This is a genomic window from Spirosoma endophyticum, assembly GCF_900112365.1.
GTDB lineage: Bacteria > Bacteroidota > Bacteroidia > Cytophagales > Spirosomataceae > Spirosoma > Spirosoma endophyticum.
In genome coordinates this window covers 76250-92833 of the sequence record NZ_FOLQ01000016.1, presented here as the reverse complement: position 1 = coordinate 92833, position 16584 = coordinate 76250, and the positions used below count along the sequence as shown (strand labels likewise).

Annotated in this window: 11 protein-coding genes; 6 read left to right on the top strand and 5 right to left on the bottom strand. The window is 48.4% G+C overall.

The window, feature by feature from the left end:
* The first annotated feature begins 37 nt into the window (after window positions 1-37).
* Complete coding sequence (locus tag BM202_RS27335; protein ID WP_093832202.1) at window positions 38-1657, top strand: lytic transglycosylase domain-containing protein; 1620 nt, start codon at window positions 38-40, stop codon at window positions 1655-1657.
* A 123-nt stretch (window positions 1658-1780) separates the two neighbouring features.
* Complete coding sequence (gene ruvA, locus BM202_RS27330; RefSeq protein WP_093832200.1) at window positions 1781-2371, top strand: Holliday junction branch migration protein RuvA; 591 nt, start codon at window positions 1781-1783, stop codon at window positions 2369-2371.
* 45 nt (window positions 2372-2416) lie between these two features.
* Here ruvA and BM202_RS27325 read toward each other — a convergent pair whose 3' ends face one another.
* Complete coding sequence (locus tag BM202_RS27325) at window positions 2417-4642, bottom strand: S9 family peptidase (RefSeq protein ID WP_093832198.1); 2226 nt, start codon at window positions 4640-4642, stop codon at window positions 2417-2419.
* A gap of 213 nt (window positions 4643-4855) precedes the next feature.
* Between BM202_RS27325 and BM202_RS27320 the strand changes: the two genes are divergently transcribed.
* Both BM202_RS27320 and BM202_RS27315 read left to right on the top strand, forming a co-directional pair.
* Entirely contained in the window at window positions 4856-7996 is a 3141-nt protein-coding gene (locus tag BM202_RS27320; protein ID WP_093832196.1) for a SusC/RagA family TonB-linked outer membrane protein, read from the top strand.
* 91 nt (window positions 7997-8087) lie between these two features.
* Entirely contained in the window at window positions 8088-9398 is a 1311-nt protein-coding gene (locus BM202_RS27315; RefSeq protein ID WP_093832194.1) for a RagB/SusD family nutrient uptake outer membrane protein, read from the top strand.
* 101 nt (window positions 9399-9499) lie between these two features.
* On the opposite strand, the gene BM202_RS27310 is transcribed toward BM202_RS27315, so the two are convergent.
* Window positions 9500-10576, bottom strand: coding sequence for a Gfo/Idh/MocA family protein (locus BM202_RS27310; RefSeq protein WP_093832192.1), 1077 nt, complete (start codon window positions 10574-10576; stop codon window positions 9500-9502).
* A gap of 156 nt (window positions 10577-10732) precedes the next feature.
* Between BM202_RS27310 and BM202_RS36790 the strand changes: the two genes are divergently transcribed.
* Both BM202_RS36790 and BM202_RS27305 read left to right on the top strand, forming a co-directional pair.
* Window positions 10733-11101: a hypothetical protein gene (locus BM202_RS36790; protein WP_143100769.1), complete on the top strand. Its 369-nt coding sequence runs from the start codon at window positions 10733-10735 to the stop codon at window positions 11099-11101.
* A gap of 562 nt (window positions 11102-11663) precedes the next feature.
* Window positions 11664-13046, top strand: a complete 1383-nt coding sequence (locus BM202_RS27305; RefSeq protein ID WP_245776799.1) for a DUF4932 domain-containing protein — start codon at window positions 11664-11666, stop codon at window positions 13044-13046.
* Here the strand turns inward: BM202_RS27305 and BM202_RS27300 are convergent, their stop codons facing one another.
* From BM202_RS27300 to BM202_RS27290, 3 genes are all read right to left on the bottom strand, one after another.
* Window positions 13047-14078, bottom strand: a complete 1032-nt coding sequence (locus BM202_RS27300) for a galactitol-1-phosphate 5-dehydrogenase (protein WP_093832264.1) — start codon at window positions 14076-14078, stop codon at window positions 13047-13049. It abuts the gene before it with no gap.
* A gap of 96 nt (window positions 14079-14174) precedes the next feature.
* Window positions 14175-15779, bottom strand: a complete 1605-nt coding sequence (locus BM202_RS27295; protein WP_093832190.1) for an McrB family protein — start codon at window positions 15777-15779, stop codon at window positions 14175-14177.
* A gap of 114 nt (window positions 15780-15893) precedes the next feature.
* Window positions 15894-16568, bottom strand: a complete 675-nt coding sequence (locus BM202_RS27290) for a putative polyvalent protein kinase domain-containing protein (RefSeq protein WP_093832188.1) — start codon at window positions 16566-16568, stop codon at window positions 15894-15896.
* Between the last annotated feature and the right edge of the window lie 16 nt (window positions 16569-16584).

Below are 16584 nucleotides of genomic sequence, written 5' to 3'. Positions count from 1 at the left end.
ACTACATTAAAACGTAACGAACCAAACCGAGAACTGCATGAAGTATCTGAACCTCGCCCTCTTAAAACTAGGCCTGATGAGCATGATGCTGGGCCTGACGATGGTGGCTCGCGCCGAAAGTACACCCCGACCTGAACCACAATTGCCCAACGCACCAACGCTCAAACAAGATACCGTTATAGCCGTCAATACCGTTCCTGATAGTGTACTCCGCGAACGGTTGACCAAGTTGCAGAAAGACATTCCACTGAATTACCACAAAGCCGTCCAGTCCTACGTAGATTATTTCACCTTCCGGAAGCCGAGCCTGATCAAATTGATGCTCGAACGTATGCCGCTTTTCTTCCCCCTTTATGAGCGGATGCTATCGGAATACAACTTACCCGACGAGTTAAAATACCTCTCTATTGTTGAATCTTCGCTAACCCCACGTGCTGTTTCGCACTCGGGCGCTGGTGGCCTTTGGCAAATTATGCCCGGTACGGGTCGGGATTTGAAGCTCTATCAGGACGACTATGTAGACGAACGTATGGACCCCGTTAAAGCGACTGAAGCGGCCTGCAAATATCTCCGCGACCTGTACGCTATTTTTGGTGACTGGGAATTAACAATGGCGGCCTATAATTGCGGACCAGGAGCGGTTAAACGGGCTATGCGTCGGTCAGGGGGCGATTCATACTACGCGATTTATGATGCCTTGCCTAAAGAAACCCGTGGCTATGTTCCTCAGTTTGTAGCGTTTACGTACCTGATGAATCATGCCAGCGATCACGGCATTTTTGGCGAGACATTCCAGTCTCCAATACCAATGGATACGATCCAGATTACAGGCTACTTCAATCTCGAAACGTTTGCCAAACACAGTACAATGGACCTGGCCGATCTACAGAAAATGAATCCGGCCATCACCACAACGATTTTACCTCCTTTCACAAACCGCTATCCGTTACGGGTACCCCGCCAGCAGTACACTTATTTTGCCAGCCACCGCCGAGCGATTCTGGACTCAGCCAGTCGGGTACCGGGTAACATGGAACACATTTTACTGGCTACTGCCGAAGACGTTCGTTATGGAGCCGACTCATTGGGAACCTGGGCCGCGTTGAGTAGTAATCCATTAGCTAACATTGGCAAAGAAGAAGCGCTTGCTACGCAGATATTAGCTAAAACTGCGAAAGCAGGCGGCTCAGAGAAAATAGTTGCGCGACTCGCTGAAGCCGAATCAGCTGACGAGCCCGAAGAGGATCTGGAAACGGTGGTGATGCGCAAGCCCAAAAAGCAAATCTACGTCGTCAAAAAGAAAGACAATCTGAATGAGATTGCGGAGCGCTACAACGTTGAAGTCTACGATTTGAAGCGCTGGAATCACCTGCGCTCAATTACGCTTCAGCCCAACCAAAAAATAATCATCCTGAAGGAAGCGGATGAAACCCGTACTGAGCGGTTAGCCGATCAGGGAACGGCTAAAGGCCACAAAAAAGAGGTGGCGATTGCGAAAACGAAACGGTACAAGCCACGGTACCATCGCGTGCAGGATGGCGATACGTTATGGAACATTGCACAACGCTACGGTGGTCTGTCAATTGACCAGCTCAAGAAAATGAACCACATTCGCAGCAATGCTCTCCGCCCAGGACAAAAACTGATTGTGGGCTAATTTGGCACCAGAACGCGTCATTTCATCTGCGTTTAACCCACGACTTTCACTCAGAAAAGTCGTGGGTTTTTCGTATCTTTACTCTATATAAGTACCTTAAAAACAAGCTTTTCCAACAGTCGAATGATTGCCTATTTAGATGGAATTCTGACCTTCAAAGAACCTACTCACGCCATTATTGATGTGCACGGCGTAGGCTACTCAATTCATATATCACTTCAGACATATTCAGTACTTCCCGGTGGTGGCGACCGGATTAAACTGTTCATCCACCATCTGTTTCGGGAAGATTTGCAGGCGCTTTACGGCTTTGCCAATGCCGACGAAAAAGCCTTGTTTCTGGATTTAATTGGCGTCTCGGGCGTTGGTCCAAACACCGCGCTGGGTATGCTCTCCGCTATGCAACCGGGTGACCTTCGCCTGGCGATTCTGGGCGAGAATGTCCGGGCCGTGCAGGCCATCAAGGGAATTGGTGCCAAAACCGCTCAACGTATCATTCTCGAATTGCGCGACAAAATGAAAAAAGCGGGCGTTGTACCAGACGGCCCAAGTTACCGTCAACAACCAGCCGCCAACCCCGTGCGGGAGGAGTCACTGGCTGCATTAGTAGCCCTGGGATTCCCCAGAGTAACCGCCGAAAAAAGTGTCGACGATGCCTTAAAAGCCGATCCGACGCTATCTGTCGAAGATGTAATTCGGCGGGCACTACGTTAAAAATGGAAGAGGTGACAGGTTTTGAACCTGTCACCTCTTCCATTTTTAATTCTCAACTGTTTTGCCTTTCAAATACGTCTCCAGATACGTAGTATACTGCTGAAAGAGTAGCAACTGTGTGCCTGGGCTGTAGGCTACGCCGTGTGCACCAGGTGGATAAATACGCAAATCGGCATCTTTACCTGCATCTTCAAACGCATTCATCAACTGAAACGTATTACGAACGTGTACATTTTCGTCCATCGTTGAATGGGCAACGAACATCTTTCCCGCCAGATTTTTTGCGTAAGGTGATACAGCACTAGCTTTATATTTGGCCTCGTTTTCCGGCAAAAGACCCATGTAGCGCTCCGTGTAAATGGAATCATAAAGCCGCCAGTCCGTTACGGGTGCGCCTACCAGCGACACTTTGAATACACCCGGATGCGTCAGCATGGTGTAGCTGCTCATATACCCACCATAACTATGCCCCCTAATGGCTATACGACTACCATTTACCCACGGTTGTTTTGCCAGATAAGCTGCCGTTTCGACAAAATCCTGACTTTCGTACTTACCCAGTTTCTCATAAACAACTTTTTCAAAATCACGGCCATAGCCCCCACTTCCCCGGTTATTGACACTAACCACTACGTATCCTGTCTGTGCCAGCCACTGGTGCCAGCCGGAAGTTGCAAATTCATTGTAGACCGATTGCGCCCCCGGTCCACCGTAAATATCAACGACAACAGGATACTTCCGGGACGGATTGAAATCCAGGGGTTTGATAATGGAAATATCTATTTGTTGACCATCAGACGTAGTAAAGTTGGCGAGTTCTTTAGGAGCGTAATCGTGACTGGCAACGTAGTCCATCACTCGTTTATTCGTTTCTAATGCCTTGATAAGCTGACCCTTTGTATCGCGCAATTCGACCTGCGTAGGTGTTGATATGTTCGAATATTTGTCAATAAAATACTGACCGTTGGGCGAAAAATTGACCGTATGTTTACCAGGTACCGACGTTAATCGGCGTTTATTTTTGCCGTCTACATCTGCTACAAACAACTGCCATTCCAGTGGCGACGCTTCGGTCGAGGTGAAATAAACTTTCTTTGCCTTCGTATCGATGTGGTGAACATAAGTTACCTCCCATTTTCCGCTCGTGACCGCGTTGAGCAGTTTCCCCGAATAATCGTAACGGTATAGATGCGCAAATCCGTCGCGATCCGATACCCAGTAAAACTCCTGAACACCCGCCGGAAAGTGAATCAGGTGATTGAGGCCCGCAAAGAAGTCGAAGACATCCACCCAGGTGTTCGATTTTTCTTCCATGATCTGGCGAGCCTCGCCCGTACGTGCGTTCGCCATAAACAGACGCAGGTGATTCTGTTTGCGGTTTAGATGCATCAGTGCAATTTGTCCTTCCTGCGACGTCCAGTAAACGCGCGGAATATAGCCATCTCCCAGGTCAACCTTTATCCATTGTTTTGCCTTGTTGGCAATTTCGATGACACCGATGCGGACGATCGGGTTTGCGTCACCAACGCGCGGATACGGTAGCGAATCGAATTTCTCATCGAACCCTTTATAATCGGTCAGCTTGTACATCGGCACTTGCCGTTCATCAGACTGCCAGAAGGAAATAAACTTGCTATCGGGCGACCAATCCCAGGCTTGCGCCAATCCAAATTCTTCCTCATAAACCCAGCCAAAACGCCCGTTCATAAAGGCAGGTTTGGCATCGTCGGTGAGTTGCGTCTCCTTCTGGGTCGCAAAATCAAACACGAACAGATTTCCACCCCGCTCATACCCCACTTTGCCCCCATCAGGCGCGAGTTCGGCAGTTTGGGCATCCCTGGCAACGAGTTTCAAACTCTTGTCGGCGACGGCATACACGTAGTAATCGGATATACCTGAATGGCGGTACACCTTACGAAAATTAGTTTGGAAAAGTATATTCTTTGAATCTCTGGACCATTGAAATGACTCATAGTCAAAGGCTTTCTCCGTACCGGGAAATTTCAAATGGCTTCCATCAAAAACAATCTCTTCTTTCTGGTCCTTTGGTGACAGCGTTTTTATCGTACGCTGCCCATCAAGAAAGGAAAACTTAGTACCACCCTCAATCCAGTTAACGCTACGTGGTCCCGCCGACCCGCTGAGCTGACCACCCGAAAAAACGGCCTGCTGAAGACTGGCGTAGCGTTGTTTAGCTTGCTGTGCAGTAGCCAGATGAGCGATCAGGACGAAACTGCTCACCAGCCATCCAATTTGATTACGATTGATCATGAAGTATATGGGACTTATCGAAGATTCAAATTTACTAAAAAATGGTGTTTTAGCATTTGTAGCACAACCAAGCCTGACTGATGGGCCAGGCAGAGTTTTATACTTATATTTCAGATTAAATTATCTTTAATTTTTTTATTACCTACCACTTTCTTCTACAGACCTATGGACAACAGGTACGTACTAGTTAGTCGACGTCTTCATCACTTGTGGATGCTCTGGCTAACCTTGTTACTTTGTACAAATGCAGTTGCGCAAAGTACACGTTTCACAATTAAGGGCCACGTAACGGACCCCGAAAAACAGTCGCTTCCCGGCACAACCGTCGCGGTTGTTGGCACGACGCTCGGCACCACGACCGATGCCGACGGCGATTATACCCTGACTGTAACGCTAAAGCCTGGCCCTGTAACGCTGGCCTTCTCAGCTATTGGCTACGAAACACTACGTCAATCTATTACCTTGGGGAATGCCGACCAGGTTACGGCCAATGCTGCATTGGCGGCAGCCACAACCAACCTTGACGAAGTCGTCGTAACCGGTTCAACGCTGTCGGCGCCCAAGCGCGAATTAGGAAACGCCATTAGTACAATTAAAGCAAGCGATCTACAGCAAAGTGGCTCCGGTAACCTTATCAACTCATTACAAGGTAAAGTACCGGGGGCGCAGATCACGCAAAACTCCGGCGATCCGGCGGGTGGCATTAGCATTCGGCTACGTGGGATCAAGTCATTGGTTGGTTCATCGGACCCGCTCTACGTAGTGGATGGTGTAATTGTGAGCAATGCCAGTACCAACGTATCGCAGCTTGCCCTAGCGAACGATGCAGGAAATGCCAACGTGGGCCAGAATCGCCTATCGGATATTAACCCCGACGATATTGCTACGTTGAACGTAATAAACGGGGCGGCTGCGGCTGCTCAATATGGTTCGCGGGCTGCCAATGGTGTAGTTATTATCACGACAAAACGCGGTCAGAGTGGCAAAGCGCAGGTGACGTTCTCGACTTCGTTCAACATCAATGAACTGCGCAAAGGCGTTCCGATCAATACGTATGGTAAACAGTTTGGCTTTGCTTCCCTCCGATTGTATCCCATCGGGGTTGTTTCGGACGCTCAGGTTGCAGCCAACCCAGGCACAACTACAACCGGAATTTACCGGGATGGTACTACGTCGCAGTTGGCCACTAACTTAGTGGATGTACAGCGCTACAACTATTTTGATCAGATTTTCCGGACTGGCTACGGTACGGATAACAATCTGTCTATTTCAGGTGGACGAGATAACACACAATACTACGTATCGTTTGGCTATTTGAAGAATCAGGGGATAATCAAAGACACCGACTTTACACGGTATAACCTCCGCGCCCGCGTTGATCAACGGCTGACGAACTGGGCCAAGATATCGGTGGGTTTGAGTTACGCGAATAGTTTCTCCAACGAGAAAGCCAATGGCAACGTATTCTACAGCCCTATCAACTCGGTCAATATCACCAACAATATCTACGACATCACCAAACGCGATGCCGCTGGAAACCTGCAAGCCGTTGAGCCAACGCGCGTAAATCCATTGTCGACCATTGAAGACATGAAGTTTTCGCAGTCGGTGAGTCGCACAATTAACAGTCTTCAGTTAAACCTGACTCCCCTGAAAGGCCTGAGCATTGACTACATCGTTGGCGTTGATGCCTACTCGCAGTTTGGTAAAAACTACATTCGTCCGTATCCGTATCAGGCAGTTGCCGGTTTGCCAGCCGCCCGCTATCCGGGTGGATTTGCGGCAACTGCCACCAATCAGGTTCTGCAATTCAACAACGATCTGAACGCGCAATATGAGCGGCAATTCAGTGATAAGTTCAAGCTAAACGCAGCCATTGGCTACAGCTATCAGTATTATCAGGCCGATTACTCGATCAATAGTGGTCAGAATCTGGTCCCTTTGATTGAAACTGTTAGCGGAGCCAGCAACACGACGTATCAGGTACGTTATGATCTGGATCGATTCAGTTTGAGTGGCGCCTTTGCTCAGGCTACGTTGGGCTTCCGGAATCTGGCATTTATTACCGGGGCCGTTCGGCGCGATCAGTCGTCGAAATTCTCGCCAACGCAAACCAATCAGTATTACCCCAAAGTAAGCGGTTCGTTTATCGTATCGGATCTTGAATTCTGGAAGAATCTATCGTTCAGCAATGCGTTCAATAGCCTGAAACTACGGGCCAGCTACGGTGAAGCCGGTAACCTATCGGGTATTGGTTCATATGCCCGTTTCTACCAGTTTAGTCCGGTAGGCTTTCTTGGAAAAAACACGGTTGTGCCGGGTACACAGCTGGCAAATCCCGACGTGAAGCCTGAGCGCATGGCCGAATTCGAAGGTGGTCTTGATTTGGCATTCCTGAATGGCCGAATTGGGCTGGGTGTAACCGCCTATCAACAGAAAATCAGCGATCTGGTCGTAAACCGAACATTAGCCCCAACTACAGGCGGCACCAGCATCGTGAATAACGTAGGGGCAATGGAAAACAAAGGATTTGAAGTCGTTCTGGACGTAAATCCAATCAAAACCAAAAACCTGAACTGGGACTTTACGGTCATTTACAACCATAACCGCAATAAAGTACTTGATTTGGGCGGTCAGCCGATCATCAACCCTGACGCATCGTCGGCATCGGGTACGCCAGGCAACCTGATCGTGGGTCAGCCAGTTGGCGTTTTCTATGGCACAGGATATGCTCGTAACGCCGATGGCTCACTGATACTTTCTCCTTCAGGGTTTCCTCAATCAGAACGGGCTTCCTCGCAGGACAACGGCTCCATTAGCTACGTGCCTGCCCGTAATTCGGATGGTACACTGGACGTAACCAAACCATTAGCTAACCTCCTCATTGGGAATCCCAATCCGAAATGGACTGGTTCATTCAGCACAAACCTAGCCTACAAAAAGCTGACGTTGCATGTGCTCCTGGATATGGTTCAGGGAGTTGATGTGTTCAACGCTGACAAACGCACCCGGCAGGGTGTTGGCCTGGGCGACTACGCTGAGCAGGAGTTGCGGGGTACGCTCAAACGCGGTTACATTTTCGGGGTGTACAACACGCAGGAATTCCGGGTTGATCCGGGTTCATACACCAAATTGCGGGAGGTTTCGCTTAGCTATACACTACCTCAGTTCATTAAGGGGCTTAGTCGTCTGACGGTGTCGGCTGTTGGCCGTAATTTGTATTCGTGGGATAAATACACCGGTTTCGATCCCGAAACCAATGCCGGTGGTAACAATGATCTGCTACGTGGTATCGACTTTGGTAACGTCCCAATCCCCCGTACGTATCAGTTTAAACTAGCTGCGACATTTTAAAAACAGTCGATAGTCGCAAGTCAATAGCTCTAAGTGGTTTCTACACTATTAGCTATCGGCTGACGGCTAATGACTTACGACTTACATATCCATGAAAAAAATCCTCATACCAACAATCCTGTCAGGCTTGCTTCTCACGCAGGTCGCCTGCAACAAGGAATATCTAAACCCCAGTACTATCAGTCAGACGCAGGCGGTTAGTTCGCCCGATGGAGATGGATTACTGACACTCTGTAATGGGCTGCAATATCGCTACACCACAGGAGGAGCCTTGAGTGTCCTCTATGCCAGTGCTGCCGGTGCAGGCCTGACGACCCGCGAGGAGTTTGTATTAAACGTAGGCAATCTTGATGAAGCGAATCTGGCTACGGGAGCGGGCAATGTTACCAATACAAATGGTGTCGTGCGTAATCTCTGGACACAGAGCCATTTAGTGAGGTCCAACGCAGAACTGATTCTGACCAATTCAGGCGTGTTGACAGATGCGGGTACGAAAAGCGGTATCGTCGCCTATGCGTCTATATTCCGGGCTTTATCGCTCGGTACGTTGGGGCTGTTTTTCGAGCAGTCGCCCATTACGACGGGCAACAACGTACCGTTTGTCCCTCGGGCACAGGTATTTAAGGAAGCCATTACCACACTCGAAGCAGCGGCTACGCAACTGGCAACCGCGCCCGTCTCGGCTAACTTTACAAGTAAGGCTGTTACGGGTGTCGATATTCCGAATACGATTCAGGCACTAATTGCTCGATACGCTCTCTTTTCTGGTGATTACGACAAAGCGATTACGGCTGCGGCCAAAGTTGATCTGACGAAAAGATCGGTTTTCAATTTCGACGACAACACCCGTAATCCGCTGTTCGAATATACGTTTGGCAACCTGAACGTATTTCAACCTACTAATGCAAACCTCGGACTGACCGGTGCGTTGGCGCCCAGTTCAGCCGATAAGCGGATCGCCTTTCTGACGAAGCCCAGCACAAATACAGCCGTAGCTCCTGTAATCGCGACGGCCTATTATACAGCCAATAACGCAGCCATTCCAGTTTATTTACCGGGTGAAGTGATACTAATTCAGGCGGAAGCCTACGCCCGAAAAGGTGATCTGGCCAATGCCATAGCGCAGTTAAACAGAGTGTTAACGAAAACGACAGATGCATTTGGCCTCGGGGCCGGTCTTCCCGCCTATGCTGGTTCGCAAACCGCCGACGCTATTTTGACGGAGATTTACCGGAATCGCCAGATTGAACTAGCGTATCAGGGTTTTCGATTAGAAGACAGTCGTCGATTCAACCGACCCGGTCCGGGTGCAACTGGTGCCGAGCGGAATCGGAACTTCTTCCCGTATCCGCTAACGGAACGTAACAATAACACCGCTACGCCACAGGACCCAGCGAATTAGTAAAAAGAAAGTAAAGTGAAGAGGGGGAGTAGAGGGAGAAAAATGGGGTAATCAGCTCCTTTCTTCCCTCTACTCCCCCTCTTCCTTTTGCTCACTTTTTGTTACATCTTCACGGGCAACCCTGTTCGGGTTGATTCATAAATGGCCTGGAAAAGCGCTACCACTTTACGGCCATCTTCGCCAGTTACGTTGGGTGGACGATTTTCGCGGATAGCATCGCGAAATTCGGCGATTTGCAGACCGAAATAATACACAGTCGCGTCAATGGTGTTGAAGAAGGCGGTGTCTTCGGCGACGAATTCGGCCAGCAGGTTTTCTTCACCTGGTACGGTCCAGAGATCATTGACGGGCGGGTCGGTGATGGTCGACATGCCCGCAATAAACAACGCGCCACCATCAGTCTGAACGCCCACCGATGCCCCATTTTGCCCATGAACGTGGACTTTCCCGAAAATGCCTGGCTTCTGCGAATTACTGACTATGATGTTTCCCAAGCCGCCATTTTTAAATTTTACGATGGCCAGCGCGGTGTCATCAACCTCAATGTACGGGTGATTCAGGTTTCGCCAGACGCCGTATACTTCGTCCACTTCGCCCATATACCAGAGCAGCAAATCCAGCTGGTGAGGTGACTGGTTGACCAATACGCCACCACCCTCATCGGCCCAGGTACCACGCCAGGCATCACTTTGATAATATTCTTCACTGCGCCAGCCGAGCATCTGAATGGTACCTAACACGGGACTTCCAATCTTTCCCGAATCAATGGCCTGGCGAATACGTTGACTCGGCGCATAAAACCGTCGTTGGCTGATTACGCCCAAGTACCGATTATTACGTTTGGCCGCTTCGATCATCGCATCACAATCTTCGAGCGACGACGCCAGTGGCTTCTCAACCAATACGTGTGAGCCTGCGTCGAGCGCGGCAACCGTCGGCTCGCGGTGGGCGGGATGCGTGGTACAGACAAGGCATAGGTCTACGTTTTCGCGGTCCACCATATCGTAGACATCACTGTAAGCCCGGATGTTGTATTGATTGGCGAAATCTTCCGCTTTCTGATACGTCCGCCCATAAACGGCAACTAATTCTGTATCGGGAGTTTGTAAAACGGCCTGGGCGTGTAAATGGGCCACTTTGCCGGGGCCAATAATGGCGATGCGGAGGGGAGTTGGCATAGTTAATTAAACGTATTCCAACGAAATGCTCTGGAATGGAATCTTCTACTCAATAAATGATCAAATAAAAGACAGATCGCCGATATGAAAGGCAGAATATCAGGGATAATTATACTAATCGCCATTGGCTTCAGCTGTCGAAGAGACAACGAGACTGTGCCCATCGATTTACTGTATCGTAAATGGAAAATAACGCAAGTGCAATATGCAACAGGGAATCCGGTTATGGTATCACCAACCGATGCGTGGGCAATCGTTACATTTAAATCGAACGGAACGATTCTTTATGGCGATGATGGAAAGTATGACCCCTGTTGTTCTCCTTCTCGTTTCAATCGTAAAGGGAATACGTTAGATCTGGTCGATGTAGTCTCTATTCCAATACCTGACCGAACGCCTAATGGCACTTGTGTAGGGGCCAGTTGTGTTTCTTACGGTAACTCGTGGAAAATCGTTTCGTTAAACACCTCGCAGTTGGTCCTGTATCAGAACTACGCAACTGTAGTCTATGAACCATATCCATGAGTCAATACGTACTTGATTGACTTAAATACCATGAAAAAACAGTCTAGCGTTTTCCTTCTTCTCTTAGTTTTGATCACTGCCTGCCGGAACGATAGCTCTATTGGCCCATCAGATTTACTGTATAAGCGCTGGCACCTGCTCCAGACCCGCGGTGTAAACGATACAACGTGGGTTATGTATGATACGGATGCGTATTACACAATCGAATATCATCCAGAGGGTAGCCTTGTTTACCAGCGAAATGGAATAACTACGTCAGCACCTTGTTGTTCTGGTAGCCGTTTTGAACGAACCGGTGTGATTCTAAAGTATAGTGAATTTTCATCCTGCCCAAACGTCAAATGTGCACCTAATCCCGGAGCTACAATCACCATACTGAAAGATAATTTGCTCGAATTGCAAACAGGCGATCGAGTCTCTCAATACACCCCAGCTCAATAACAGTTTCGGGTTAAACCAGCTTTGATAAAGTTCAAAACTTTGTTAAAGCTCTGCATTAAATTTTGGCAACAATACGAGCTTTTTCATTAAAATGCAGAACATTCCGACGTTCTTACTTTAGATGAAGGCAACCTTAACTTATCTATTGATTTTCGCATCCATAAGTAATGCATTATCGCAGTCCAAATTGATTCCAACTGTCCGGGCAACGAGTAATCGACTGATGATGTATATCGGCAACGAACGAGGTAATTTCAATGGCGTAAACGGTTTGCCTACTTCTTTTTCCTACAGCTTCGGTTTAGAGCAAGCGACATCACGGTTGGCTTTTGTATCAGAAAAAGATTCCATTTCCATGACGCTCCAGCGTGGTATTACGACGATTTGCCAGATTATCCGCGAAGCGCAACACGATACAGTAACATGCTTTCTTACCAGCCATAAACTTGTCAAGGCTGCTGTTTTTAATGATGCTTACAAAAAAGCGAACGAAGGTAAAACCAGCATAGAAATACCTGAGGTTTATGAGTTGATCAACGTCGTTTTTGCGTTGACCAATTATGGAAAAACACCTGCTATTTTCAAAGAAACGAATTATTACCCCGCCGTCATCGCTCACTTTTCTCCTTTCAAAAACCATCCGGCAGTACGTAGTATTGATTCTCTATTGGCTAAATCCGAGGGCAATTATTACAACCTAAAAATGGACAGTTACGCCTACCGATTCGATGGTGAAAAACTGATCAACGGTGGAGTTTATGACCGGGTTAGTTGGGGAGAAGTGAATGAGTTAGTACCCTACATTCCCCTCCTGGAGAACTTTGCAAAAAGATCGAATTTCCGAACTTTCTACCAACAGCATACGCCCTATTATAAAAGTTTGGTTGAAGACTTTCGCCAAAATGTGGACGTAGCCACGATGAAAGCCTGGCTGGAGAAACAGTTCCCAACCACTCATTATTCGGCGGTAAAAGTGCTATTTTCGCCCCTGGTGGGCTGGAATCAATCGGCCAATAAATTTGAGGATAATGGCTTCGCGGAAGCGCAAATGCATATCGACTTCCCGTTCGTTAGCACGACCGCGAAAAAGCAACCTCTCAACATTGCGAAAGGAAAACGTATGACAATCGCCTTCACCGAATTAAATCATAGTTACCTTAATCCTGAAGCCGAGAAATATACAAAAGACATTGCAGTAGCCTTTAAAAACTTAGCCGATTGGGCCGATCCCAACAAACCAGCAGCTATTTACAGTAATGACCTTTCCTGTTTTGAAGAATACATGAACTATGGGCTCGTGACGCTTCTTTATAATGATATATTCGACCCAAAAACCGCTGAAACACTCAGGGGTGATATTGAAAAGGATATGGTCGACAGGCGAGGGTTTCGCCGATTTAAGGAGTTTGATCAGGCGTTACTGCGAATGTACCAAACAAGAAAACCGGGCCAAACCGTTGCCGATTTATACCCGGCGATTATAGCCTGGGCAGCGAATCAATAATTAAGGCTTCAATACCACTTTAATCAGCCCTTTCTCTTTCGCATACAATCGCTTAAACCAGTCAGCACCTTCATCAAGCGGCACTTCGGCGCTTAGAATCGCTTCAACATTGATACGGCCCGACGAAATCAGGGCCAGTGCAGCTTCGTATTCGCCGTTGATGGCGCAGGAGCCTTGTAACCTCAGCTGTCGGGTTACAACAGCCTGCAATGGAATCTCGACGGTTGGCGCCAGGTTGCCCACCAACGTAACGGTTGCTCCTTTTCGGACACATTCGATAGCCGTTTTGACGGTTGGTCCTGCGCCAACGACTTCAAACGACACATCCGCCCCGCGCCCATGAGTGAGTTCCTGAACCTGTTTCGCTACGTCACCTGACCGGGCATTGATGGTATGCGTTGCACCAAGTTTCTGGGCAAGGGCCAGCCGGTCGTCGTCCAGGTCAATGGCAATAATAGTGCCGCAGCCCGCTAGTTTCAACGCCTGAATGACGAATAAACCAATCATCCCGGACCCAACAACTACCGCGGAATCATTAACCTGAATGGGTGTCAGACTTAACGCGTGGAGCGCCACCGCTACCGGCTCAACCAGAGCTGCCTGTGTAAATGTAACGTTGTCGGGAATGGCGTAGAGAATATGCTGGGGAACAGCTACAAACTCGGCAAACGCCCCTTGCCGCTTGAAATCGGGAGTCGAAACACCTACAACTTCGCGGCCATCACTAAGATTATACTGTCCCCGACGGCTGTACCAGTCGTCGAGTACGTAGACTGTCGAGTCGAACGTAACGCGGTCGCCAGTTGTCCAGCCGCGTACGTCGCTGCCCACTTCGGCAATGATGCCACTCGCTTCGTGTCCCATCACGATGGGCGGAATACGTCGACCGCTGCTGCCATCCATCCCGTGAACGTCGGACCCACAGATACCGACAGCTTGTACACGTACCAGTACCTCATTAGGCCGAATGGTCGGCTGCGGTACGTCCTGTAAATCGAAATGATTGTATTCAGTGAGAACGAGTGCTTTCATATGTAATGCGGGCGGGCGGCTGTTGCCGTGGGTACCCGCTTTTAAGTGCTGTGACAGCATGTTTTGATACCAAAAGCGGGTTTCCACCCGCTCTACTTACACCTTCTGATAAATCTTTATAAACGCTTCAGCAGGAATCTGTTCGAATTCACCTTGCTGGAGATTCGGATTGATTTCGTAGGTGATGACCTCATCGATTGAGTCGGGCATTTCGCCGAACAGTTTACTGGCAGCGCCAGCTGTATATTTCTTTTTGACCCACACCAGCCGATGGTCAGGTTCTTTGCCCCAGGCAGGATTGTCTCCCAGAACTAGCTGAATTTTAGGCCATTCGTTAAAGAAATACTCCTGCAAGAGCGGAATAATCCGGTCACGAAAGGCAGTACAAAGATCAGCGTGCGTTTCGATATTGGTCAAATAGGCGTGACCGATCTGGTGGTCGCGATCGAGCAGGTACTCGATACGTTCATTGATCGTTCGCAGCAACTGAGCCAAATCTACGCCATCAATCGTACTCAACATTGTTGGATCAGGCAACATCTCGCGGAACGAAAACCGTCGACGTAGTGCAATGTCCAGCAGGGCAATAGATCGGTCGGTGGTGTTCATTGTCGCGATAACAAACAGATTCAGCGGGACTCCAAATGACTCTCGTGAGTAGGGCAACGTCAACCAGAGTTCGTTCTCCGCCCCAAGTCGCTTATCGGTTTCAAGCAACGTAATCAAATCCCCAAAAACGCTGGCAACATTGGCCCGATTGACCTCATCAATAAGCAGGTAATGCGGGGGCGCTTTTTTTAATTTCTGACTACGATTTTCCGGGCTATCATGCAGGCAATCAGCCAATGTGCCATACCCTGCTTTCTGAATCGCAGATAGGCAAGCCTTGTAAAAAATCCCTTTGTTGATTTTGTACGTAATCTGGCCGTTCATCACTTCCGGACGAATGCCTTCCACAAATTCTTCGTAGCTATAGGACGGATGAAATGTAATCAGGCTGGCCAATCCAGGCCGGGCATTCTTCCCGCGTAAATAGGGTTGCAAGGCGAACGTTTTCCCAGTTCCCGGCGGACCGAATAAAATCAGATTATGAGGCTGATTCGGCAGTTCCGGTTCAGTTGTATATTCACCTTCCGGCTCCTCGACATTGTATCCATTAAGAATTCGGTCCCCAAGCGTTGGGTCATCAGCCAGTCTGATTACTTCGCTCTGAAAAGCATCATCTTCGGCTGCCCGATACACATCAGCATTGTGTCGTGCTGAGTGTGGACCTCGTTTGTTACTCTCAACAAGTTCGAGCAGGCAGTCTTCCCAACAGGTGTGCAGCGTGGGATTGGCTAGCAAATGAACACTCGACTGACCAATGATAACGGCCAGATAATCTGACTTTTCGGTGAGCGGTTCAAAAACCCACTCCTCAATGTTTTTTAGCCGATCGTAACAGGATTTCTTGATGGTCAGGTGATATTCGACTTCACCGCGACGTGGCTTCTGAATACGTAGCGCCTGAAAGAAATTAATGTTTGCAATGATGGACGTTTTCTCCTGACGTACCGTAAATGCCAGCCGGGCGTCACCGTTGGGCAGATTAACAATATCAATTAACTCCTTCAACAACCCAAAGAAACGCCGAATCGCTTCGGGGTGATCGATGTCTCGAATACGTTCAATCAGAGGTTGTTGAGGGGTATCAGTTAGCACAGGAAAAGGAAATTTATCGTTTACGAATTTACGAACTTTTCAGCGTTTTAAAGCTGTTAACTATCTTCTCTCCTGTATTTATAGATTACTGTAAATAGATAACCGGATCGAAAACTAATAATTCTCCATCCTCTCTCTCACTAACACATTACGATGGTGTAAATCACCGACAATAATCCCAAAATTTATGTTGATATAGTCGCTGTTTTGAAGAGATACAAAATCAAGCGGAAGCATATAGGCTGCTACTTCATTAGGTGTAGCACCTCTTATTCCACGTAACGCCTTTTGACTCACGACAGATTGCAGATAACCATCAACTTCCATTAGCCCCAGGAATGTGTAGCCTGTCTCAGGAAAGAGCCAATTATGAAGTAGAAGATTGTGCAGATAACTAAGCCAAGTTCCGTAGTAGTTCAGATTATTACGTTTATAATAAACACCCAGTTGAACATAAACCTGATGCTCTGCTCCACCTTCGCCACCCTGAGCTTGCCACGCATCGGTGAATGGCTCATCGGGCAGCATTTTCGCATTCGCAATCGCCCATTTTCGGAGTAGCTTTTCTTCTCCTACCCGTAAAGCACGATCTAAAACTGTTTTTTCGGCTCGGTTTTGAGGGGCTGCTCCTTGAGCCGCTTTGCTTGCTCGATGCACTCCTGCAATGACATCAAGGGCTGCTCGGAGACTTTCCTGATCATTTTTTTGCTCTGCTGCCGGTGGTACTCGTTGAGGTATGTAACGTTCTCGTCCATCTGATGCAAATCCTGTTTCTTCGTTAACAGACATAAACTAGGGTTGGTTC

What these genes read in the sequence shown, in the direction of transcription:
- BM202_RS27335 (WP_093832202.1), top strand. Translation starts at nt 38, where the DNA reads ATGAAGTATCTGAACCTCGCCCTCTTAAAACTAGGCCTGATGAGCATG.
- ruvA (WP_093832200.1), top strand. Translation starts at nt 1,781, where the DNA reads ATGATTGCCTATTTAGATGGAATTCTGACCTTCAAAGAACCTACTCAC.
- BM202_RS27325 (WP_093832198.1), bottom strand. Translation starts at nt 4,642, where the DNA reads ATGATCAATCGTAATCAAATTGGATGGCTGGTGAGCAGTTTCGTCCTG.
- BM202_RS27320 (WP_093832196.1), top strand. Translation starts at nt 4,856, where the DNA reads ATGCTCTGGCTAACCTTGTTACTTTGTACAAATGCAGTTGCGCAAAGT.
- BM202_RS27315 (WP_093832194.1), top strand. Translation starts at nt 8,088, where the DNA reads ATGAAAAAAATCCTCATACCAACAATCCTGTCAGGCTTGCTTCTCACG.
- BM202_RS27310 (WP_093832192.1), bottom strand. Translation starts at nt 10,576, where the DNA reads ATGCCAACTCCCCTCCGCATCGCCATTATTGGCCCCGGCAAAGTGGCC.
- BM202_RS27305 (WP_245776799.1), top strand. Translation starts at nt 11,664, where the DNA reads ATGAAGGCAACCTTAACTTATCTATTGATTTTCGCATCCATAAGTAAT.
- BM202_RS27300 (WP_093832264.1), bottom strand. Translation starts at nt 14,078, where the DNA reads ATGAAAGCACTCGTTCTCACTGAATACAATCATTTCGATTTACAGGAC.
- BM202_RS27290 (WP_093832188.1), bottom strand. Translation starts at nt 16,568, where the DNA reads ATGTCTGTTAACGAAGAAACAGGATTTGCATCAGATGGACGAGAACGT.